This window comes from Bradyrhizobium sp. CIR48, assembly GCF_014198315.1.
GTDB lineage: Bacteria > Pseudomonadota > Alphaproteobacteria > Rhizobiales > Xanthobacteraceae > Bradyrhizobium.
Genome location: NZ_JACIHG010000010.1, coordinates 220,938 through 241,938 on the forward strand (window position 1 = coordinate 220,938; position 21,001 = coordinate 241,938).

The following is a 21,001-nucleotide window of genomic DNA, read 5'->3' on the forward strand; positions in this document are numbered from 1 at the left end:
AGGCGTCAGTTGACCGCCCGCTCGGTGTTGTCAAAGCGCACGGAGGTGTCGGCTGCGGCCGGCTTGCGCGAGGACGTGGCACCAATGTCGGCCCAGCGGTTGATGAAGCGCCGCGCCGGATTTTCGAAATAGGCGTAGGTGCGGTCCGCGGCGATGGTCAGGACCGCGCAGCACGCCAGAGCGAACAGGCCGAACTGATCAGGACGCAGTCCGAGCCAAATCCACAGCGGCTTGAACACGGCAATGAGAATGGCATCGTGCAGCATGTAGATCGCATATGAGGTGTTGCCGAGCCGTCCGAGCAGGCGGGCGCCCGGAAACTCCTTGAAGGCGCTCTCGCCGACCGCCGTGAGCAGGATGGCGCAGGAGAACAGCAGGATGGCGAGGTCCGGCTTGGCGAAGACGTTGAGGACGAGCACGGAGAGGCCGAACATGCCGATGCCGGCGAAGATCATCCGCTTGTGCCGGTAGGGATGCGACATCCGGAATAGAATGGCGAGCAGGATACCGTTCAAAAAGCTCGGCAGCGCGCGGAGCATCCCGTAGTCGAAATTGGCGCCATACATCTGCGACCGTTCCTGCCAGATCGGCAAATGGCCGTGAGCAAGGACCAGATAGAGCGCGGCGACGATCGCGCCGAGCACGAACGGTTGCACCTTGCGTGCAAGCAGCATCAGCAGCGGAAAGATCAGATAGCAGAAGAACTCCGCGCTGATCGACCAGGACGGCGAGTTGAAGCTGAGATGGTCGGTGACGCCCCAGGCCTGGAGCAGCAGAAGATTGTACAGGAAGTCCAGCGAGGTCGAGCGGGCCGTGCGCTCCAGGCCGACGCCGATGAGCACCACGAAGATGAGCAAGCTCAACAGATGTAGCGGATAGATCCGCGCGATGCGACGGATCATGAACCGGGAATAGGCCGCCACGCCACGTGCGTCGGACGGGTAGGAATAGGAGATCACGAAGCCGGACAGGATGAAGAACATGTCCACGAACAGGCCGTAGGACCCGTTCCAGGCCGGCGAAATGCCCGTGTCGATCAGCTTCAGGTGGAAGATGAAGACCCCGAGCGCAGCGACGAAGCGGTAGAAGTCGAGAACGACAAAACGTCTTGCTTCACTGGCTTCCATCGGGCCTCGGAGTCCTTGCGCGGTTCGTCTCGCTTCTAGAGACGAATTGTGACGCAAGTTCGCTGGATGGAGCGGGGAAGGTGGCGTGATCGCGGATCGGTCGGCCTCGAGTTCCTCGAAACCATCCTGCCGGGGAAGTGAACGTCTTCATCGCCTCAACTCTGCCTCTTGATGAGGCAGACGCCTAACGAGCGGGCCGGGACCTTGGCTGGTCCCGGCCCGTGTCAACGTTGATGCGGACTTGTCGTCAGCTCGCCTTGCTCAGACGAACAAGAAATCGTGGCTCGTCAGGCTGCTGACATACACGTTCTTCAGCAGGATCGAATCATTGGCCGAGAACGTGATGAGCGCATTCGTCCCGGATTGCGTGATCTGCAGGTGACTGTAGTCAGCGGCCAGGAGCTTCGAGATCTGGACCACGTCGTGGGTTGTGCCGTCACCAGCCTGGAAGTTGAGGATCTGGTCCTGGCCGTGATCGTAGGCAACCGTGGTCGAGTTTGGCGCGGCTGAAAACACGTCATTGCCGGCCCCGCCCTGGATCGTCACGCCGCCGGCGACGGCTGTGACATTGTGGGTGCCGTCGGCCTTGGTTTGATCGAAGAATTGCAGCGCGCTGGCGGAGTTGTAGTTCTCGTGCTGCGTCGTACCGGTCTGTCCGTTGAAGTTGAACAGGAAGACGTCCTTCGAGCCGTCCACGTTGTTGGCGATCTCCTGGGTCTTGGTCCCGGAGCTGTTATAGATGTCGGTCAGCTTGCTGCCGTCGTCATGGATGACCTGGGTATAGTCCAGGGTGCCGTCGGCGTGGGTCCGGGTGAGCTCGACCAACTTGCCCGAGGCATCGAGGTGCTGATGCTGGGTGGTGTAGGACTGCCCGGTGATGTTGTAATTCCAGTTGTCGGATGTGCCATCGGCGTTCTTGATGTAGGCAGCGCTCTTCACGCCGCCGGTATAGACGGTCGTGGAGCTGTAACCATCGCTCTTGGTTGTCACTTCGCTGGTGATGACGCCGTTGGCATCGTACCAGTCGGAGGTCTTCGTGCCGTCGGCGCTCTGCACCAGCGTGAAGGCCAGGCTGTCGTCGGCATGGGTGCGCACGATGTTGGTGAGGAAGCCGGTCGAATCGTAGCTGTCGTGCTCGTTCGTGTAGTTCTGGCCGACGACGTTGAACTGGAAGACGTCCTTCGACCCGTCGGCGTGGTAGTCGGTTTCCGTCTTCTTGACACCTGATGCATCGTAGTTGGTCACCACGCTGCTGCCGTCGCTGTTGACGATCTGGGTGTAGTCGAGCGAGTTGTCGGCATGCCAGCGGGTCACCTCGGTGGTCTGACCGGATGGATCGAGGTGCTGATACTGCGTGGTATAGCTCTGCCCGGTGATGTTGTAGCTGTAGTTGTCGTGACTCATGTCCGCGTTGGTGATGTAAGCCGCGGTCTTCACGCCATTGGTGTACACCGTGGTCGAGCTGTAACCGCTCGGCTTCTGGACCACCTCGCTGGTCAGCACGCCGCTGGCGTCGTACCAGTCCGTGGTCTTGGCCCCATCGGCGCTCTGCACCAGCTTGAACGCCATGCTGCCGTCGGCATGCTTGCGAATCAGCGTGGTGAGGAAGCCGGTCGCGTCGTAGATGTCGTGTTCGGTCGTGTAGGTCTGGCCGGTGATGTTGAAGAGGAAAACGTCCTTGCTGCCGTCGGCGTGATAGTCGGTTTCCTTGGTTCGCGTTCCCGCGGCATCATAATTGGTGACGACGCTGCTGCCGTCGCTGTTGATCACCTGGGTATAGTCGAGCGTGCCGTCGGCATGCTTGCGGGTCACGGCGGTGACCTTGCCCGTGGGATCAACGTGCTGGATCAGCGTGGTGTAGCTCTGGCCGGTGATGCCGTAAGCATAATTATCCTGGCTGCCGTCGGCATTCTTCACATAGGCGTTGGTCTTGACCCCGTTGCTGTAGAGCGTGGTCGAGGAGAAGCCGTCGGCCTTCTGGACCACCTCGCTGGTGAGGCTGCCGGCGGCATTGTACCAATCGGTCGTCTTGGTGCCGTCGGTCGTCTGAGTAAGCTTGAAGGCGAGGCTGCCGTCGCTGTGCAGCCGCGTCAGGCTGGTGAGGAAGCCGGTCGAATTGTAGACGTCGTGCTCGGTCGTGTAGTTCTGGCCTGTGATGTTGTAGGTCCAGACATCCTTGCTGTGATCGGCATGATAGGCGGTCTCGACCAGCTTGACGCCGGTGGCGCTGTAGGTGGTGATCACGCTGCTGCCGTCGGCGTTGTAGACCTGCGTCGAGTCCAGCGAGCCGTCGGCATGGCTGCGGGTCACCGAGGTGACCTTTCCGGATGCATCGAGATGCTGAACCTGGGTCGTGAAGCTCTTACCCGTGATGCCGTAGGTGTAATTGTCCTGCGAGCCGTCGGCATTCTTGACGTAGGCGGCCGTCTTCACGCCGCTCGTGTAGAGCGTGGTGGAGTAATAGCCGTCCGACTTCTGGACGACTTCGCTCAGAAGGGTTCCGGCCGTGTTGTAGGTGTCGGTCGTCCTGGTTGCGTCGGTGCCGACATGAACGAACTTCGTCTTCACGCCGCCGGTGTAGCTGATCAGGTCCTTGGAACCGTCGGTGTAGGCGACGGTGGTCGAGGTCGGCTGTCCGCTTGCATTCAGGCCGGTGTCCGACTTCGACACAAGCGTTCCGCTGGAATTATAGGTCTTCGTGCTGCTCCAGGTCGCAGCCGAGTTCGTCACCGAGAACGAGTAACCGCCCTGGATCTTGGAGAGGGCGCTGCCGTAGTGGGCGATCATGTAGTCCATGGTCGCCTTCGAGGCGACCGGCAGGACGTGCGAATCGGTCAGCGTGATGGTCTGCAGGGCCGTGGAGTCGCTGAGGTCGGACAGTTGCGGCACGATCTCGGCGGCGGTGCCGCTGACAGTGGTCCTTGTGTCCGGCGGAGTCGTGGTGGTCGGAGGCGCGTCGATCTCGATGATCAGCGGGTGATCGCTGACCGGGATCGTGATCGTGCTGACGTCGGTGTAGCTGGCGATCGCCGTGGTCCCTGTCAGCGTGTCGTACACCTTCACCGAATGATGCACGCCGCCCAGGTTCACCGTGACGGTCTCGGTCGGATTGGAAATCTCGGTGTCGTTCGAGTCCTTCCAGAGCTTCGGCTCCGCCCAAACGACGAGCTCGTAAGCGCCGTTGCTCTTGCCGAGCACCATGCTGTTGCCTGTGGCTGGCATGTTGCTCAGGGTGTAGTTCAACGGATCAGTCGGCTGCAGGCCGCCCTTGCCGTCGTCGGCCAGAATGGTCGTCAAATTGTGAATGGCGGTGGCGGCGAGCTTCGGCGTCCCGTCGGAATTGAACAGTCCGAAATTGGCCTCGGGATTGGTATTGCCGGCGGAAGAATCGCGGTCGAACAGCTCGTAGAGATAAGTCGCGCTCACGCCGGCCTTGTAGGCATCGACCAGGGTGTTCAGGATCGATTTGGCCTGCACCGTCTCGTTGACGCCGAGATATTGGGTGTTGGCTTGCGTGGTGTAGCCGGTCTCGGTGATGACGACAGGCTTGCCCGGTGCCGCGGCCATGACGGCGCTCAGCGTTGCCGAAATCGAGCTGCCGGTCGTCAGGCTGGTGCTGACATAGGCGTGGGCGTTGGCGTAGTCGACCGAGCCCGACATGTCGCCGAGCTGGCTGTAGCCTTGCGGATCGTTGTAGGCCAGTGACAGATTGTAGACGGGGATGCTGCCGAGCGCGGCGTTGGCGTTCACGGCCTGATAGAGCGCGCTCTGGAACTGAGCTGCGGCGGTAAGGCTCGAGCTGCCGTTGTAGCTGAAGGGCTGGTGATTGGCCTCGTTGAGCCCTTCGATGGCGCTAATGCTGCCCGGGTGGCTCGTCACGAACTTCTGGAGCGAGGCGATGTAGTTCTGCAGCCCGGTTGTGCCGGTCTGGGGCAGCGCGGATGACACCAGGAAGTCGAACTTGTAGCCGGCAGCGGCCAGACCATCGACGACGGGTTGCGCGGCCGGGCTGGTCCCCATGGCGTCGCGGAGATGGGTGACGCCGAGATACTCGAGGTCATCGACCATCAGCGCGAGATTGTTGTAGCCGGTCCAGCCGAAGCCGGCGTGCGTGTTGACGCCGATAGAGTCGATGAAGCCGCTGGCGGATAGGATGGTTTGATCGGACATTTCACACTCGAGTTTCAGCGCGAACGAAATTGCTCGCAGGGATTGCGTTCAAGCTTCTCTGTCGAGTGTGAATTTCAGATAAAAATGGAAGCTACAAATCGCGAGCGAAACGAGGTTCCTTGTGCAGGAACAGACTTGCTCTGTGTTGCAGCAGAATATTCATGCGATGCCCGGGCAGCATGGCGTGAGGAAGGCGCTTTCAAGATTTTCGTGATTTGCACTGCTGAATGTATGCGCAGACCGCGCGAATTGGATTTTATATGACAGATTTTGAAAGAGCGGTTGGCGCGTGCGGCGCGCGAGGTCGGCAAGGAGCAGCAAGACATTTTCTCGCTGGCCGTGGATCAAAGCATCTTCGTCCATTCCTTCGCGCAGCTCGCGCTCTCCTGCACGGGAAGTTCGCAGATGCCGCTTCCATGGGCGGTTAAACCAATCGATTTACTCGCAATGGTTGTGGCTGCTCAGGGATGGTGCAGCTTTCGCCGCAGAAAACCGCTGAGGAAGACCCGGTTCCGTATCGGAACCAGATCTGCTTCGCACACCGCTGATGCAGCCAATCAGCTGCGCCGGGCCAGCATCAGAAAGTCTCCGCGCCATCCGATGACCGCCGTTGCCATCGCGGCGACCGCGATCTTGCCGGCCAGCCATACCGCGGGCTCCGTCGGTATCGAACCGAGCGATCCGATCAGGATTGCGGCCACGACCGCCTGCATGACCAACGGCCAGCGCGGGAACGCCTCGAACCGCAGCGTGGGACCGAGTGCGACCAGGATCGTCGCGAGCGTGGCGACCGCAGCGCAGCCGACCGCCCCCCGCGGCGACAGGCCGGCCGATACCGCGACCAGGGAGAGGGACACAACGATGGCGAGCTGGCAGGCCGCGACGACGACGAGCCTGGTCGCCAGCTTCTCGAGGTGGGGAACGACCGCGATCGTCGCCTGCAGATGGGTGTGCAGGAAATAGAAGGCGGCGACCGTTGGTGCCGTCTCGAGAAAGCCATCCAGGCTCGCCTGCGGCACCAGGATACGGGCGGCATCTGGAATGAATCCAATCAGACCACCGAGCAGCACGAGGGTCGTGCAGATCATGAATTCGAACATCCGCCGCGCCGACTGCACTGACTTTGCGCTGCCTCCGTGTTCGAAGTCGTTGACCACTTCCGGATAGCTCACGGTGTGGATCGCCGCATTGAGAACCCAGAAGGGACGTTGCAGGAGGTCGAGCGCAATCGAAAATCCAGCCCCGGCCCCGGTCGCACCCAGCTGGCCGACGACGATGACACGGAGCAGCACCGGCACCGACAGATGGATGACGGACGCGCCTGCCGCGAGCATGCCGTAGCGGGAGAACTCCTTCCAGTCGGCCAGCATCGTTTGCGGCGACACGCGCTCCATCGGCGTGCGATAGGCGACAAGGCCGGCGAGGAGGCCGAGGGCGTGACCCAAGGCAATGCCGAGCAGCGCCGCTTCGGCCGTCCCCGAGATCATCGCGCCCGCGGCGGCTCCAATCAGAAGGGCGGTGGCACGCAGCGCGAGCAGAAAGGATGCGATGCCCAGCCGGTCGGACAGGCGGACCGACAGGAAGTAAAGATCCGTCAAGCCCTGGAGCACGGATATGCCGAGACCCAACGCGACGATCCCGGTCGGGAGCACGCTGGCCACAGACGCGCAGCTCCCGACCACGACGAGCGCGGCTGCGCTCGACAGGCCGGCGGCAAATAGCGACCACCTCAGCCGCGCCGCCTCGTTTTCCTTGGCTGCCGCCAGAAACCGCAGTCCGGCCAGCTGCAGCCACTCGAACATCAGGACGCAGAGCAATTGGCTCGAGGCCAGCGCGAGGGAAAAGTTGGTGTAGTCGGCGGCGGGCAACAGATGGCTGATCGCGAAGATCAGGATGATCGCCGCGGCGCTCTGATAGACGTAGCCCGCCATCGCGAGGAGGCGTGTCATCGCGGAATGAGGCGCTCCTTGCCGACGATCGATGGCCCCTGCGACGCTTCGGCCGTTGCTGCGCGCACGTGCGACATCCGCTGCTCGCGCAATTGTTCATACAGGTTCTTGTATGAAGACAGCACGTCGGAGAATATCCATTTGTTGGTATCCGCGATCAGGCGCCGGCTGATCTCGTCGATCTTGTGCGGATCGGCCGCGACCGCGAGCATGCTCTTGGCCAGGGATTGCGGATCGGCTTCGGTCAGCCAGCCGGTCACGCCGTGCTCGATGACCTCGGGCATGCCGCCAAAGCGCGTGCCGAGCAGCGGCCTGCCCGCAGCCTTGGCATCTGCGACGACGAGCGGACCGGGGTCGTGCCAGATGGAGGGCGCGATCACGACGTCGACCTGCTTGTAGAAATCGTCCGGCACCACGAAGCCCATGAACTCGATTCGCGCATCGGGCGCGAGCGCCCTGAGGCGCCGTTGCTCCTCCTCGCTGACCCGTCCGGCGATCATCATTCGAATCCGATCACGGGGCAGCTGAGCAAGGGCCTGCATCAAATTGTCGATGCCCTTTTCCTCCGTGAGGCGGCCGATGAACCCGAACGTCACTTCCGTGGTGCAGACCGGCCGAGGGTAGGGCTCGCGCGGCGGCTCGGTCGAGGCGTTGCGGATCACGGTGCGGATCGGCGTCTCCGAGAACATGCCCATGTCGGTATGAATGGACAGGACGCGCTCGCTCACGCCGACCACGGCGCTGAGCCAATGCGTGGCGCGCTTGCGATGAAAGCTCAGAATTCCGCAGCTCGTGCAGGTGTGCTCGCAGGATCGCCCATTGTTGAAGCGGGAGCAGCGCGGGCAAGTCAGATAATAGTCGTGAAGCGTATGGAGCACGGGAACGCCGAGCTGGGCGGCAACGCGCCAGATCGCGGTGGTGAGGCCCGACAGATTGTTGGAGTGCAGCACGTCCGGCTTGAAGGCCCGGATGCGCTCCGCGATCAGGGGGGCCTGCATCTGCCAGTCGTCGACCGCGTGCCAGATGCTACGCAATGCGACGTTCTTCTGCTCCGTGAAGGGCAGATATACGTTCCGCACCGGAGCGGAGTAGACGTTGATGCCGTCGCAGGTTTCCGGAGCCTGATGAGGCGTGGATGCGGCCCGGATCACTTCCACCTCATCACCGCGCTGCACCAGACCTTCGGCGAAACGACGGGCGAAAATCTCCGCGCCGCCGACGATCTTTGGGGCCTGAGGCGTCGGATAAAGCGTGGACGTCAAAAGAACTTTCATCGCATCAACCTCATATCTGCAAAATCGGGTCTACCGCGCCGGCCTTATCTCCAGGGCGGGAACGGCACTGTCATTGGCTGCAATCAAAACCGGTGTGCTCGAAACGGGGATCCAGACCCCGGACGCAGGCCTTGCCGCCTGGTCGCACGGCATCGCAAAGCTTGCGCCTTGTTGATCGCCCTTGAGCCGGATCTCGTAACGTCGGTCCGGGGCCTCGGACCAGACTGCAACTCTGCCGCCGGAAGCCGTCGATGCATTGATCGACACGACGCCGCTGGCGAGCTCGCGGCGCTCGGCACTCAGGCTGGGGCGAATGAAGGCCCAGGCCCCCTGGGCCGCGCAGGCAACCGGCTTTGGCGAATTATCGAAACGATAGAGCCCGAAATTATCCTCCAGCTCCGACGGGTTCTTTCCGCTGTCCTTGAGCTCGTAGAGCCACATGCCCTTGAGCCAGCGTGTCGCGGTCGACGCCCACAGGATGAGCTGAGCCGTATTGTCGGCCTGGGCCTGCTCGCTGACGCCGCACTTGTTGGTGGCCGTGGTCCAGCCCGTCTCGGTGACGTAGATCGGGAAGTCAGGATTTCCGCTGGCCTGGCCGACGAGACGGTGAAACGCCGTGAGCCGATCGATGATCTCGGCCGACGTGCGTTTGCTCGGGCCCATGCAGAAATTGTAGAGATGGATCGAAGCACCGTCCGCATGCTGAAGAATGCCGGTTCGCAGCATCTTCTCCGTCCATGTCCAGCCCGGATCGTCGCCGAGAGCTCCGACCAGGAAAGGCGCATGCGGTGCAACGCGCTTGACCGCCGGCCGCGCGACTTGCGCGAGCGCCAGATAGTTCTCCGGTGAGAACGCCGGATCCTTCTTCGCCGCCAGATTCCATTCGTTCCAGAGTTCGAAGACCGGATGCTGCGCCACGACCGATTGCGCCGCCGCCGCAGCATAATCGGCGAACCGCTGCCGGGCCTCATCGGTGGTCGGCGGTGAGGAATTCGGAACCAGATGATGGCCGAAGGCGAGGATCAGGAGGGGGCGCGCGACGCCGGATTTGACCTGCGCTTCGAGCCGGCCGAGCCTGGGCGTGAAGCCCATCCGGCGTCCCCCCACCTCGAAATCGGACCAGGGAAAGTCATCGCGGAAGGCGTTGAGGCCGAGCTGCTTGATCTGCGCGACGTTTTCCGAAGGAACGTATCCGCGCGCGCTCACCGGGCCACCCAGCCCCTGATGGGTGCCGACGCCCAGCAGGAATCGGGCATCGAGCGGTTGCGCCTGCTGTGCGCAGACGGAGACCGGCAGAAAAATCGATGCCATGATGCCCGCGAGGCGGAAGCTGCCGCGAACCAAGGTGCGTGAGAATATCATCGGCTAGTTCATGCTCGCGCGTGCTGCGTTCGCGGTGACACCCAGTCCGGTCCATGACATCGCCATCGCGATCTCCTGCATCTGCGAGGGCAAGTGAGAACGTCGAGCCATCAGAAATTCTTGGAGAGGTCCGACTGCAGCCCCGCCTTCGCGTCGATCGGTGTCCGGTCGTCATGGAGCAGCTCGGCATAGACCTGCTGCAATTGCCCATGCGTCTTCTGAACGTCATAAAACTGCTTGAACCGGTCGTAACCGCGCTGTCCGAGCACCTTGAGGTCGAGATCGAGTGCTCGCCGGAAACCGTCGACGAGTGGCTGGACCGCGACGGGCTCGCAAAGCACGCCGGTCACGCCATCGACGACGATCTCGGGCAATGCTCCGCTGCGGAACGCCAGGATGGGTTTGGCCGCGCGCATCGCTTCCAGGGCAACGAGGCCGAAGGCTTCCCATCGTGACGGGATCACGACGAGGTCGGCGGCCTCGAGTTGGGTCTCAATGGTCGGGCGATCGAGCCAGCCCAGCAGGGACACGTTGGACGGGACGCTCGGGCCTTCGTACTTGTTGACGACGGAGGCGCCGATCATGCGGATCTCCAGCACGTCCTCGAGCGAGCGTGCCGCTTCGATCAGGAGATCAAAGCCCTTCTGGCGGTCCAGCCGTCCGATGAACAGGACCTTGACCTTTTCGGACGTCCAGTCGGCCGCGACAGGCTGCGGTGTGCGGCTCTTCGAGATGCCGTTATGGACGAGGGTGAGGCGCTCGGCGGGAATCCCGGCGCGGACGGCTTCGTTGAACTCGTCGCTCGAGATGCAGATGATTCGGTCCGACGTGCGGGCAAGGAGGTTCTCCGCCGCTTTCGTCACGAGATGACTGAGGCGGCCGGTCTCGCGTGAAAACGCCCAGCCGTGCGGGCAATAGACGACGCGCGGACCGTCGGAGCGGGCCGCCAGCGCCGGGCGCAGCACCAGGCCCGCAAACGAGGAATGCAGGTGAACGACATCAGGGCGAAAGGCATCCAGCGCCTGCATGCTTGCGCGCAGCATCTGGAATAGCCCAGAGATGCCGCGACCGGATCGTTCGAACGTCGTAATCTGGTTGTCATTGATCGCCGGAAGATCGCGGCGATGATCCGACGGCACGACGTAGTGCACGTTCCCGGTGCCGAAGCTCGCCTGTTGCTGTGGGTGCAACTCGTTCAGGTAGCTGGCAATCCCGCCCCGGATCGTCTCGGCGATGTGCAGCACTTTCATCGTTTGCCTTCCGTAGGGCCGCGTTGGAGAGCCGGACATCCTGTATCCCTGTTCTGAGTTCGCTAGTGTTCGCTAGTGCGAGAGACAGTTCCTCGAATACGTAGCGATATTGGGGCAGCGATGTGGTGATGTTGCGCCAAGCTCTTTGTGCGCGTGATTGTCATGGGAAGAACGAAAACTTTTCGTGGAACCATGCGCAGGTGTGCGAGTTGCAGCCAGTTGCAAATTGTTTGTGCGAAAACCGATGCGCGGGATAAGCGAAGTGCATCGAACTTCAAGCAGCGCTGGCAATGTTTGCCGATGGTGCGAGATGATCGAGCAACGACTTCGCCGACTTTTGCCACGAAAAGAACGCAACGCGTTCCTGCTGCCGCCGCCGTTCCTGATCGGAGATGGCGCCGATTGCCAATCTTTCGAGCATCAGCTGCTTCAACGATTCGGCATCATTGGCGTCAAAATACGCAGCGGCGTCGGCACACGTCTCCACGACCGCATCGGCCGTCGAGGCAATGACTGGGCAACCGAAGATCATGGCTTCGAGTGGCGGCACGCCGAAGCCCTCGTACAGCGAGGGAAACACGAATGCCGATGCATGCGCGTAGAGAGCGGCGATCTCGCCGTCCGTCAGACGCCCGGCGAGCAGCAGGCCGGAAACCCCGTCGCCCGAATTGTCTTGAAAGACCTTGCTATTATCCCCTCCGACGATGACCAGGGGAACGTCGGCTCGATCGAGCAGCTGGACAGCGCGGATCGCGATGGAGAGATTCTTGTTCTTGGTCTTTGAGCCCACGAAGAGGAAGAACTTTTGCGGCTGAACGCCGAGCCGGGCAATGATGTCGGGATCCGGCTTCGTCCTGGCAAAGTGTTCGGCGCTATTGGGGAAAACCGGGATCGCCGTTGCTGACAGATTCAGCACCTCGGCAAGCTCTTTGCGCGAAAAGGCCGATACGGTTGCGATGCTTGCGTGCCGGGCGAGCAGCCGGCCCATGGTTCGGTGAACTGCCAGATAGCGCCAGTTGAAGAAGTCGGGCCTGCGAAAGACCTGTGCGTCATGGATCACCACAATGTGGTCGCGATGGAACACGGGGCCGGAATTGGCGAGACTGATCAAGCGGCCACCCGCAGCGGCGCGCGCCAGGTCGATTTGATCCCAGGCGTGCCCGCGCAAGCGGCCGACGGCGCGAATCTTGATTCGCTCCAGCTGGAGCTGCTCGCTTGCATCCACGGGCGTCAGCAACTGCCAGTCTGCGTTCCGCAGCGAGGCGGGAGTTTGCTCCGACGCCAAAAGCACGTCGATCGCCTTGACGATCTCGGCGGCATAACGCTGAACGCCGGTGAGCTTTTGCGACAGAAAACGACCGTTGATGAAGAATTTCAATTGGCTACCATAGTGTTGATCGGAGTCCGGGCCGCCCTGCAGCAGGCAGGCGGGGGACGAACCGCAAAGGAGCAACCGTTAGGTACAGAAATATGACGCAGCCCTGCACGGTGGAGACGTTCCGCCTGCATGGCTGACGTTGCCTTGCTGCGTGTGAGGTCGCGGTGTAGATGTCCGCCATGAGTGACGACACCCACACCCTCCGCAGCGGGGGGCTCACCGCGACCATCAAGGCGCACGGCGCCGAGCTGTGCTCGTTGAAGGACAATGTCACCGAATTCGTCTGGCAGGCCGGGCCAGAATGGCCGCGCCATGCGCCGCTGCTGTTTCCGATCGTGGGGCGCCTCGCCGGGGACGAATTGCGGCACCGGGGCAAGACATACCGGATGACCCAGCACGGCTTTGCGCGGGACAGCCGCTTTGCATGGGCGGAGCGCGGCGAGAGCCGCTGCACGCTGGTGCTCGAAGACAGCGAGACGACCCGCGCGCTCTATCCGTTCGCGTTCCGTCTGACGGCCGCGTATGTCCTCGATGAGGCCGGCCTCGACCTGACGCTCACGATCGCCAACACCGGCAAGGAGACTTTGCCGGCTTCGATCGGCGGTCATCCCGCCTTCAACTGGCCGCTCCAGCCCGAAAGCGCGAAAGCGGACTACGCGCTGACCTTTGCGAAGGTGGAATCCTCTCCCGTCCGCCGTCTTGATGGCGGGCTGCTGCGCGCGGCAACGGAGCCGAGCCCAGTCAAAGGTGCCGTGCTCCCCTTGTCGGAATCCCTGTTCGTCGATGACGCCGTCATCTTCGACCGAATCGAAAGCGACGCGGTCCGCTATGCCGCGTCCAGCGGCCCCTGGCTCAAAATGTCCTGGCGCGGCTTTCGCGAGCTCGGCGTCTGGTCGAAACCGTCGGGCGCGCCGTTCCTCTGCATCGAGCCCTGGCGCGGCTATGCCAGTCCCGCCGGCTTTGACGGTGAGTTCACGGACAAGCCGGGCCTGATGCATATCGCGCCGGGTGCGGAAGAGCGCTTGTCGTTCCGGATCGAGGTCGGATCGTCCTGAAGCCGAAGGGCGAGCCGAGCGTCGGCCCTCAGACCTCGATGCGCGTGAGATCCTCGCCGAGCACGACCGGCCCCGCATAATCCTGCCTGACATCCGCAAGCAGCTCTTTCAGCATGGCGTCATCCGTGCGCGGCCGGTGATGGGTCAGCGCGAGCTTCTTGACGCCGGCCTTGGCCGCCACCTTGCCGACGGTGTCGCCGCAGGCGATCGTGAATTTCGCAAGGCGGCGGAGATGCTCGTTGTTGATCTCGGGCGTTGCGAGAAAACAGCACTGGACAAGCAAATCGGCTCCCTCGGCCAGCCGCTCGAGCCCGGGGCAGGGGACCGTGTCCCCCGAAATTGCGATGACCTTCCCCTCCGCCTCGAAGCGGTAGCCGAGACACATCCAGCGCGCCAGGAACGCCGGCGACATGTCGAGGCCGTCGCCGTGCGAGACGAGCTCGGCGCTGATCTTCCAGCGTCCGGTGTCGAGCACGGGCCCGGGGATGATGTCCGTCGCGACCACGGGTTTCCAGCCGCCGAAGGTCGGCTCGCCCTGATCGCGCCAGGCGATGTCCTTGTCGTAGACCTGCGTGACCAGCGTGTTGACAAGCCGTTCGGTGTCCGGCGGTCCATAGATGCGCAGCTCGTCCTTGCGACCATGCATCCATGAATTCAGCATCACATCGTAGAGATCGCCGATGTGGTCGAAATGGTGATGGGTGAGGAAGACCGTGTTGATCGCGCCGAGCGGAACGCCGGCCTTGCTGAGCTGCACCACGACGCCGCGGCCGGCGTCGAACAGGATGTTCTCGTCGCCGAGCCTGATCAGCGTGGTCGTCGCCATGCGGCGCGGGTCCGGGCGCGGGCCGCCGGTGCCGAGCAGTATGACCTCCATGGCGCCTTCTCCAGCGTGAACAGTCTCCACAGTAGATTCGGAGGCGGCAGCGAGGCAAGCCGCATCAGGCCCGGAGCATGCAGCGGGGGACTTAGGGGATGCTGGCCGCGGTGGCGGCGATGGTCGGCGGGACGATTGATCGGTCCGATCCCGCCGAGGTCAGGCGGTGCGCGAGATCCTGCGCGCGCCGTTCGACCAGATGCCAGGTCGCGCGCGCGACGAGATAGCTCAGCGCGGCGGTCACGGCATAGGCGATGAGCAGCGAGACCAGTCCATCGGCGAGCGGCCAGAGCTGATGTAGGCCGTAGATCACCGCGAAGTGCGACAGGTACATCGAATAGGAATTGCGGCCGAGCGCCTCGAGCGGCTGGAAGCGGATGGCAAGCTTGATGCAGCCCGTAACCAGCGCGCCGAGCACGAGGTTGATCATGAGATAGTTGAACTCATGCGAGCCGGTTATGCGGTCGGCGGCGAAGGACAGCGCGATGAAGACCGCGTAGATCGCGGCGTCCGACTTGGCAAATCCGTCGCGTAGCGCGAAGAACAGCGCGCATCCCACCAGGAAGACCGGAAGCTGGTTCAGGAAGCTGATGTGCAGCGTGGTCCAAACGAATGCCTCGTGACCGGGGCCGTAATAGGCGGAGAACAGCGCGAAAGCCCACGGCTTGAACAGGCAGACATTGACGAGATGCAGCACGATCGCCAGCGCGAGATAGAGATGGCGGCGCGAACCGAACGCGGTGATCAGAAGCGGGAAGACGAGATAGAAGGTCATCTCGGCCGCGATCGACCAGTCGCCGGGCACGACGCTGTTGACGCTGTCCGGCCAGAAGCCGTGCAGGAACGTCGCGGTGAGGATCACTTGAGCTGGCCCGATGCCGCCAGGCGCATTGGCGCTCGGGCCGGCGCCGTTGATGACGAGGTAGACCGGGATCGCGAGCCAGAACAGCGGCGCGATGCGCAGGAAGCGGCGGATGTAGAACTTCCGCGTCGGACCGGTTTCGACACGTTGCGTCCACATCAGGCACATCGTCATGGCGCTGACGAAGTAGAACACGTTGACGCCGGTCCATCCGCACATGAAGGCGTAATCGACGGCGTGGATATTTGATGGAAACGACTGCGAGACGTGGATGGCCATCACGCCGACGATGGCTAGGCCGCGCAGGACATCGAGCGTGTGCGAACGGCCGAACGGCGCTATGCCTTGCTCGATTCGACCGGCAGCCAACCGGGCCTGCCCCTGCATCACGCCTGCTCCGTGGTTTCGTATTGTGCAGGCGGGACAATAGAGGTGCAGGTGGGCTTTCCGAAGCCGAAGGCTGTCTTTACGTTAACCGCCGGTTGAGTCCAAAGCTGAATGTGTGGGATCGGCGGCCCGGGGGCCGGCGTAAGGCCCTCAAGGCATCCTGCGTACGATGCGCGGAATGAGAATTGTGGGCCAATTCATACTTAATCCCTGGAGACCATGAGCAATATTGTTTGCGCGTCGCAACGCGCCTAATATTCCAGCAGGCAATTTCGGGGGCTCGAACAAGTCGTGAATGTCCGTTCACATGACAGCGCATTGCGCGGTGACTTGAATTTCCAGGTCGGGTCCCAGGCACACAGGACATCCAAGACAGTGGTTGATCCCGCACTTAAGGAATTGCGTCCCGCCGGCCGCGAGCGGCTGATCGTCGTCGAGGACGATCCGGTGACGCGGACCATGCTGGTCGGCTATTTCAGCGAGAACAATTTCGACGTGGTCGGCGCCAGCTCCTGCGCGGAGTGCCGCCAGGCGTTGCGCGCCCGAACCGATCTCATTTTCCTCGATGTGCAACTGCCCGATGGCGACGGCTTCGAGCTCGCCAAGGAGATCCAGGCGACCAGCAACGCGGGCATCATCTTCGTGACGCGCCGAGACACCGACGTCGATCGCATCCTCGGCCTCGAGATCGCCGGCGACCACTACGTCACCAAGCCGATCAATCTGCGCGACCTGCTGGCGCGCGCACGCAGCGTGCTGCGGCGGCGCTCGCTCGATCGCAAGGCGGCGCGCAACCACAATTCGATCGCGTTCGGCGACTGGATCATCGACCTCACCCGGCGTGAATTGCTCGGCAGCGACGGCAAGCCGGTGGCGCTGACGCGCGCCGAATTCGACCTGCTCGCGGCGCTGGTCGGTGCCGACGGACGGCCGCTCAGCCGCGACTATCTGATCGAGGTCGTCAGCAACCGCCAGGCCGAGGTCGACATCCGCACGGTCGATGCGCTGGTGGCGCGGCTGCGCCGCAAGCTCGTCGGCAGCGGTACGCCCGTGATCGCGACCGTCACCGGCGTCGGTTACAAGCTCGCGCTCAGCGAGCGGCTATAGGGCACTTGTCGTCAGCGCGATGCGACGCGCTTCCATCGCGCTGCGATGCGAGCCTTGATCTGGCTGACTCTGGCCTCGTGCACGGCCCAATAGGCGCGGCTGGCGGCCGCGGTGCCTTGACGATAGCGGGCATAGACGGCTTTGGGCTGCGCCGCGACCTTCGGCGCGCTCACCCGTTTTGCGGAAGCAGCTGCGGGAGTGGGCCGGGGCGCCGGATTCGGAGCGGCCGCCACCTCGGTCTCAAGAGCCTTCGAATTCATGGCGGCAAGACGGTTGCGGGCCCGATTGCAATAGACCTGCGACCGCGCGGTCATATCTTCTTCGCCATGGCCTGCCCGATACTTCATGAGGGCCCGGCAGAGATCCCCGCCGGCGAGGCGCCAGGCCCGGCTGAGATAAAGCACCCCGTAATGGATGTTGATGTCGGGTTCGGCGAGTTCCGCATCGCTGCCCCGGAAGCCCAGCATCGCCGCCGTCTCGGGCCGCACCTGCATCAGGCCGATCTCGCCGACGCTGCCGATGACGGCCGAATTGTAGCCGCTTTCGACGAACACGACCGCTTCGGCGACATCGGCCGGTAAATTGGTGTTTGCGGTTTCTCGCTCGATGATCTTCCGGATCATGACCCGGGATGACGGCGTTTCGCCGGCGCCGAGCTCCGTCCCGCCGGTGGAGACCGCCGAGTTCGTGTGCGGCCCGTCCAGATCGCCATCTCCGGCACGTGCGCAGATCGGGGCCGACAACAGCAGGACGATCGCCACGTGTCTCCACGTCGCGCCGAGATTGAAGCCTGCCCGATCCCACAGCATCGGTCCGTCATAGAGCTCCGGAGTTAATAAACCGGCCTCCGCTGCGGCAACTAGCGCGCGCGGGCGCTCTGATCGGTGGACGTCGCTTGCGCAGGTTCAGCCAGCCGGTCGTCGATCGCATAGAGCGTGCAGGTCGGCGACCATTTCATGCAGGCCGCCAGCGACTCGCGCCGGGCGTCGTCGGCCGTGATGTGCCCCGAGCGCCAGCCGTAGCCGCCATTCGGCGACACCGCGAACGCCTTGTGCGGCAGCATGCTGGCGAGATAGCGCGCGAACTCGGCCCGCGCAGCCTCATTGAGTTGGCGCGGCGGCGGTAGCGGATCGGGCGGGCTCAGGATGTCGCGGCTGACAAGGCTGCGCTCGCGCAGGAAAGCGTCGACATAGGGCGTCCATTGCGCACGGCTCGCCACCGAATAGAGGTAGTGGCCGTCGGCACCGAACGGCGGCGCCGCAATGAATTTTGCATTGCCGCCACTGGTGCGAAATCCGTCATGGAGGCGGCGCGCGAGGTCGGGGCCGAAATAGGAATCGTTGGTCGCATAGACCCACAGCGTCGGTACGCGCGAGGTCTTGCCGAAGGTGGCGAAGGCCTGCACCAGCCCATCGGGATTGCAGACGTCGTTGTCGTCGCGCGAGCCGCGGCCGCCGGCGAAGTTGATCGCGGCGACGAGACCGGACGGCGCTTGCGCAGAGAGCGCGATCGTGGCGAGCCCGCCGGCGGAATGGCCGGCCGCGATCATGCCCGTTGTTGTGACGTCAGGGCGGCGCGCCATCGCATCGATCGCGGCCCGTAAGTCGGCAACCGCGACCGCGACTGCGGGCAGATAAGCGGCTTTCGCGCAGCCGCCGACGCTGTCGACGCGTCCGCCGGGCGAGCTGCCGTAGCCGCGCCGCATCACGATCAGCGCGGCAAAGCCGCGCCGGGCATATTCCAGCGCGATGCCGTAATATTTGTGCGCGGACATCGTCGCGCGGTCGTCGAAGCTTCGCGGCGAGCCGTGGCTGAGCAGCGCCAGCGGATAGCGCTTCGTCCCGGCCGGGCGGACCAGGAAGGCCTCGAGCCCCTGCGGCCCGGCCTCCGCCATGGGGATGCGGAGATCCTCGGTGTAGAACTCCGCGGCCACCGCAGACGACGGCCCGTCCGCCGGGATCAGCCAGGCGATCAGCAGAGGGAGCAGCTTGCGCAGGACAGCCATGAGGCGATTCGAACAGCCGGAAGGCCTCGACCATAGCACGATCCCGCAATTTGCATTGCGGTGCCTACGTGCACGACGCGCGGCGCTAGCGCCCGGTGGATGCGCCAGAGGTGTCCGTGGTGTCGCTACGGAGCTCCCGCTCGAACCGGCGCCTCACCTTGGCGAGGTCATGATCCACGGCTGCGTTGCGCAGCATCGGGTTGCGTTCGACGCCGGTTTGCTCGACGTATCCGGGAGACGATAGCACCAAGGAACTGGCGAGCAGCAGGGCCGTTGCGAGAATGGTCATGTCCCCATTCATGGACCCAAATGCGGCCATTTGTTGCCGGCGTCGGCCGATGGCTTTTGAGTTGGCGTGTGCAAGCCCAATGCTATGGTGCGGCAGGGCCTCAATTTGACAACGACGAGGATAGTTCAGTGGCTGATGTTCATCCCGCGGCGGGCAAGCAGGCTTCGCCGGACGCGCTCACCAATATTCCGCGGCTGGTGACGGCCTATTTTGCCGGCAAGCCCGATGTCACAGATCCCGCGCAGCGCGTGGCGTTCGGCACCTCCGGCCATCGCGGCACCTCGTTCAAGAACACTTTCAACGAAGGCCACATCCTCGCGACCACGCAGGCGATCTGCGACTACAGGCGGGAAAAGGGGCTGACCGGACCGCTGTTCATCGGCATCGACACCCACGCGCTGGCCGAGCCGGCACTGGTCAGCGCCGTCGAGGTGTTCGCCGCCAACGGCGTCGACATCATGATCGACAAGGACGGCGGCTACACGCCGACGCCGGTGATCTCGCACGCGATCCTGACTTACAACAAGGGCCGCACCAGCGGCCTTGCCGACGGCGTCGTCATCACGCCCTCGCACAATCCGCCGGAGGATGGCGGCTACAAATATAATCCGCCGCATGGCGGCCCGGCCGACACGGATGTCACGGGCGTGGTCGAAAAGCGCGCCAATGCCTATCTCGCCGACGGCCTCAAGGGCGTGAAGCGCATCGACTATGCCAAGGCGCTGAAGTCTTCGAACGTCCATGCCTATGACTTCGTCACGCCCTACGTCGCCGATCTCGGCAATGTCGTCGATCTCGACCTCGTCAAATCCGCCGGCATCAAGATCGGCATCGATCCGCTCGGCGGCGCCGCCGTGCATTACTGGCATCCGATCATCGAGCGTTACGGCCTGAAGGCCACCGTGGTGAACGAGGCGATCGACCCGACCTTCCGTTTCATGACGGTGGACTGGGATGGCAAGATCCGCATGGACTGCTCATCGCCTTATGCGATGGCGAGCCTGATCGGGATGCGCGACCGCTTCGACGTCGCCTTTGCCAACGACACCGACGCCGATCGCCACGGCATCGTGACGCGCACCGGCGGCCTGATGAATCCGAACCATTATCTGGCGACCGCGATCTCCTATCTGTTCGCGCACCGCCCGAACTGGAGCCGGGATGCCGCGATCGGCAAGACCGTGGTGTCGAGCTCGATCATCGACCGCGTCGCGAAAAAACTCGGCCGCAAGCTGGTCGAGACGCCGGTCGGCTTCAAATGGTTCGTCGACGGCCTCCTCACCGGCGGCTTCGGCTTCGGCGGCGAGGAGAGTGCAGGGGCCTCGTTCCTGCGCCGCGATGGCGGGGTGTGGACCACCGACAAGGACGGCGTCATCCTTGGCCTGCTCGCAGCGGAGATCATGGCAAAGACCGGCCGCGATCCCAGCCAGCTCTTCAATGATCTGACCGCCGAGTTCGGCGTGCCGCATTACGCGCGCATCGACGTCGCCGCGACCGGGCCGCAAAAGAACATCCTCAAATCCGTCACGCCCGAGCAGCTCGGCCTGAAGGATCTCGCCGGCGACCCCGTCCGCTCAACGCTGAGCAAGGCGCCCGGCAACGGCCAGCCGTTTGGCGGCATCAAGGTCGAGACTGACTACGGCTGGTTCGCCGCGCGGCCGTCAGGGACCGAGGATGTCTACAAGATCTATGCCGAGAGTTTCCGCAGCACCGAGCACCTGACGCGGATTCAGGAAGAGGCCAAGGCAGGACTGGCCAAGGTATTCGGGGCTTAAGGGTCCGAACGCTTACGGCTCTCGCTGCTGCCCGCAGGGATACCTCTGCCGCTCCGAAGCGGACCGCTTGCCGCATCCACCGCTGTCATCACCCGCGAAAGCGGGTGATCCAGTATGCCGCGGCTCCAGTTGTG

The 21,001-nt window shown here is 63.4% G+C and carries 16 protein-coding genes; 3 read left to right on the top strand and 13 right to left on the bottom strand.

Going from position 1 to position 21,001, the window contains the following annotated elements; all coding sequences use genetic code 11:
• Nucleotides 1-5: 5 nt before the first annotated feature.
• From GGD66_RS28880 to GGD66_RS28915, 8 genes are all read right to left on the bottom strand, one after another.
• Nucleotides 6-1,127 (bottom strand): acyltransferase, encoded by a 1,122-nt coding sequence (locus GGD66_RS28880; RefSeq protein ID WP_018323203.1) that lies wholly within the window; start codon nucleotides 1,125-1,127, stop codon nucleotides 6-8.
• Nucleotides 1,128-1,388: 261 nt separating this feature from the next.
• Nucleotides 1,389-5,297, bottom strand: coding sequence for an RHS repeat protein (locus GGD66_RS28885; RefSeq protein WP_183231100.1), 3,909 nt, complete (start codon nucleotides 5,295-5,297; stop codon nucleotides 1,389-1,391).
• Nucleotides 5,298-5,456: 159 nt separating this feature from the next.
• Nucleotides 5,457-5,660 (bottom strand): hypothetical protein, encoded by a 204-nt coding sequence (locus GGD66_RS28890; RefSeq protein ID WP_183259730.1) that lies wholly within the window; start codon nucleotides 5,658-5,660, stop codon nucleotides 5,457-5,459.
• 194 nt (nucleotides 5,661-5,854) lie between these two features.
• Nucleotides 5,855-7,246 carry a hypothetical protein gene (locus tag GGD66_RS28895; protein ID WP_183259731.1) on the bottom strand — a complete coding sequence of 464 codons (1,392 nt, stop codon included), beginning with the start codon at nucleotides 7,244-7,246 and terminating at the stop codon, nucleotides 5,855-5,857.
• The gene (locus tag GGD66_RS28900) at nucleotides 7,243-8,520 is read right to left on the bottom strand and encodes a glycosyltransferase family 4 protein (protein ID WP_183259732.1); all 1,278 of its coding nucleotides are present in this window, start codon (nucleotides 8,518-8,520) and stop codon (nucleotides 7,243-7,245) included. Before GGD66_RS28900 ends, GGD66_RS28895 begins: the two co-directional genes overlap by 4 nt.
• Before the next feature lie 30 nt (nucleotides 8,521-8,550).
• A complete protein-coding gene (locus GGD66_RS28905) occupies nucleotides 8,551-9,831 on the bottom strand; it encodes a hypothetical protein (RefSeq protein ID WP_244550778.1) in 1,281 nt (426 codons plus the stop codon).
• Nucleotides 9,832-9,992: 161 nt separating this feature from the next.
• Nucleotides 9,993-11,132, bottom strand: coding sequence for a glycosyltransferase (locus GGD66_RS28910; protein ID WP_092261604.1), 1,140 nt, complete (start codon nucleotides 11,130-11,132; stop codon nucleotides 9,993-9,995).
• A 274-nt stretch (nucleotides 11,133-11,406) separates the two neighbouring features.
• Complete coding sequence (locus GGD66_RS28915; protein WP_183259733.1) at nucleotides 11,407-12,510, bottom strand: glycosyltransferase family 1 protein; 1,104 nt, start codon at nucleotides 12,508-12,510, stop codon at nucleotides 11,407-11,409.
• A 179-nt stretch (nucleotides 12,511-12,689) separates the two neighbouring features.
• On the opposite strand from GGD66_RS28915, the gene GGD66_RS28920 reads away from it, so the two are divergent.
• Nucleotides 12,690-13,565 (top strand): aldose 1-epimerase family protein, encoded by an 876-nt coding sequence (locus GGD66_RS28920; protein WP_183259734.1) that lies wholly within the window; start codon nucleotides 12,690-12,692, stop codon nucleotides 13,563-13,565.
• Between the two features lie 28 nt (nucleotides 13,566-13,593).
• On the opposite strand, the gene GGD66_RS28925 is transcribed toward GGD66_RS28920, so the two are convergent.
• Nucleotides 13,594-14,442: an MBL fold metallo-hydrolase gene (locus GGD66_RS28925; RefSeq protein WP_183259735.1), complete on the bottom strand. Its 849-nt coding sequence runs from the start codon at nucleotides 14,440-14,442 to the stop codon at nucleotides 13,594-13,596.
• A 91-nt stretch (nucleotides 14,443-14,533) separates the two neighbouring features.
• Nucleotides 14,534-15,691 carry an acyltransferase gene (locus GGD66_RS28930; RefSeq protein WP_183259736.1) on the bottom strand — a complete coding sequence of 386 codons (1,158 nt, stop codon included), beginning with the start codon at nucleotides 15,689-15,691 and terminating at the stop codon, nucleotides 14,534-14,536.
• A 291-nt stretch (nucleotides 15,692-15,982) separates the two neighbouring features.
• Between GGD66_RS28930 and GGD66_RS28935 the strand changes: the two genes are divergently transcribed.
• Nucleotides 15,983-16,798 carry a response regulator transcription factor gene (locus tag GGD66_RS28935; protein ID WP_018323215.1) on the top strand — a complete coding sequence of 272 codons (816 nt, stop codon included), beginning with the start codon at nucleotides 15,983-15,985 and terminating at the stop codon, nucleotides 16,796-16,798.
• A gap of 11 nt (nucleotides 16,799-16,809) precedes the next feature.
• Here GGD66_RS28935 and GGD66_RS28940 read toward each other — a convergent pair whose 3' ends face one another.
• From GGD66_RS28940 to GGD66_RS28950, 3 genes are all read right to left on the bottom strand, one after another.
• Nucleotides 16,810-17,559, bottom strand: a complete 750-nt coding sequence (locus GGD66_RS28940) for a transglycosylase SLT domain-containing protein (RefSeq protein WP_312014197.1) — start codon at nucleotides 17,557-17,559, stop codon at nucleotides 16,810-16,812.
• Nucleotides 17,560-17,657: 98 nt separating this feature from the next.
• On the bottom strand, nucleotides 17,658-18,803 hold the full coding sequence (locus tag GGD66_RS28945) for a S9 family peptidase (protein ID WP_183259738.1): 1,146 nt from the start codon (nucleotides 18,801-18,803) through the stop codon (nucleotides 17,658-17,660).
• An 85-nt stretch (nucleotides 18,804-18,888) separates the two neighbouring features.
• Entirely contained in the window at nucleotides 18,889-19,092 is a 204-nt protein-coding gene (locus GGD66_RS28950) for a hypothetical protein (protein WP_143109112.1), read from the bottom strand.
• A 128-nt stretch (nucleotides 19,093-19,220) separates the two neighbouring features.
• Between GGD66_RS28950 and pgm the strand changes: the two genes are divergently transcribed.
• Complete coding sequence (gene pgm, locus GGD66_RS28955; RefSeq protein WP_183259739.1) at nucleotides 19,221-20,867, top strand: phosphoglucomutase (alpha-D-glucose-1,6-bisphosphate-dependent); 1,647 nt, start codon at nucleotides 19,221-19,223, stop codon at nucleotides 20,865-20,867.
• The last annotated feature ends 134 nt before the right edge of the window (nucleotides 20,868-21,001 follow it).

Bases quoted from the DNA above. Each gene is read 5' to 3' on its own strand.
- GGD66_RS28930 (WP_183259736.1), bottom strand. From the start codon at position 15,691: ATGCAGGGGCAGGCCCGGTTGGCTGCCGGTCGAATCGAGCAAGGCATA.
- GGD66_RS28895 (WP_183259731.1), bottom strand. From the start codon at position 7,246: ATGACACGCCTCCTCGCGATGGCGGGCTACGTCTATCAGAGCGCCGCG.
- GGD66_RS28945 (WP_183259738.1), bottom strand. From the start codon at position 18,803: ATGGCTGTCCTGCGCAAGCTGCTCCCTCTGCTGATCGCCTGGCTGATC.
- GGD66_RS28900 (WP_183259732.1), bottom strand. From the start codon at position 8,520: ATGAAAGTTCTTTTGACGTCCACGCTTTATCCGACGCCTCAGGCCCCA.
- GGD66_RS28905 (WP_244550778.1), bottom strand. From the start codon at position 9,831: ATGGCATCGATTTTTCTGCCGGTCTCCGTCTGCGCACAGCAGGCGCAA.
- GGD66_RS28910 (WP_092261604.1), bottom strand. From the start codon at position 11,132: ATGAAAGTGCTGCACATCGCCGAGACGATCCGGGGCGGGATTGCCAGC.
- GGD66_RS28920 (WP_183259734.1), top strand. From the start codon at position 12,690: ATGAGTGACGACACCCACACCCTCCGCAGCGGGGGGCTCACCGCGACC.
- GGD66_RS28885 (WP_183231100.1), bottom strand. From the start codon at position 5,297: ATGTCCGATCAAACCATCCTATCCGCCAGCGGCTTCATCGACTCTATC.
- GGD66_RS28880 (WP_018323203.1), bottom strand. From the start codon at position 1,127: ATGGAAGCCAGTGAAGCAAGACGTTTTGTCGTTCTCGACTTCTACCGC.
- GGD66_RS28950 (WP_143109112.1), bottom strand. From the start codon at position 19,092: ATGACCATTCTCGCAACGGCCCTGCTGCTCGCCAGTTCCTTGGTGCTA.
- GGD66_RS28890 (WP_183259730.1), bottom strand. From the start codon at position 5,660: ATGGACGAAGATGCTTTGATCCACGGCCAGCGAGAAAATGTCTTGCTG.
- GGD66_RS28925 (WP_183259735.1), bottom strand. From the start codon at position 14,442: ATGGAGGTCATACTGCTCGGCACCGGCGGCCCGCGCCCGGACCCGCGC.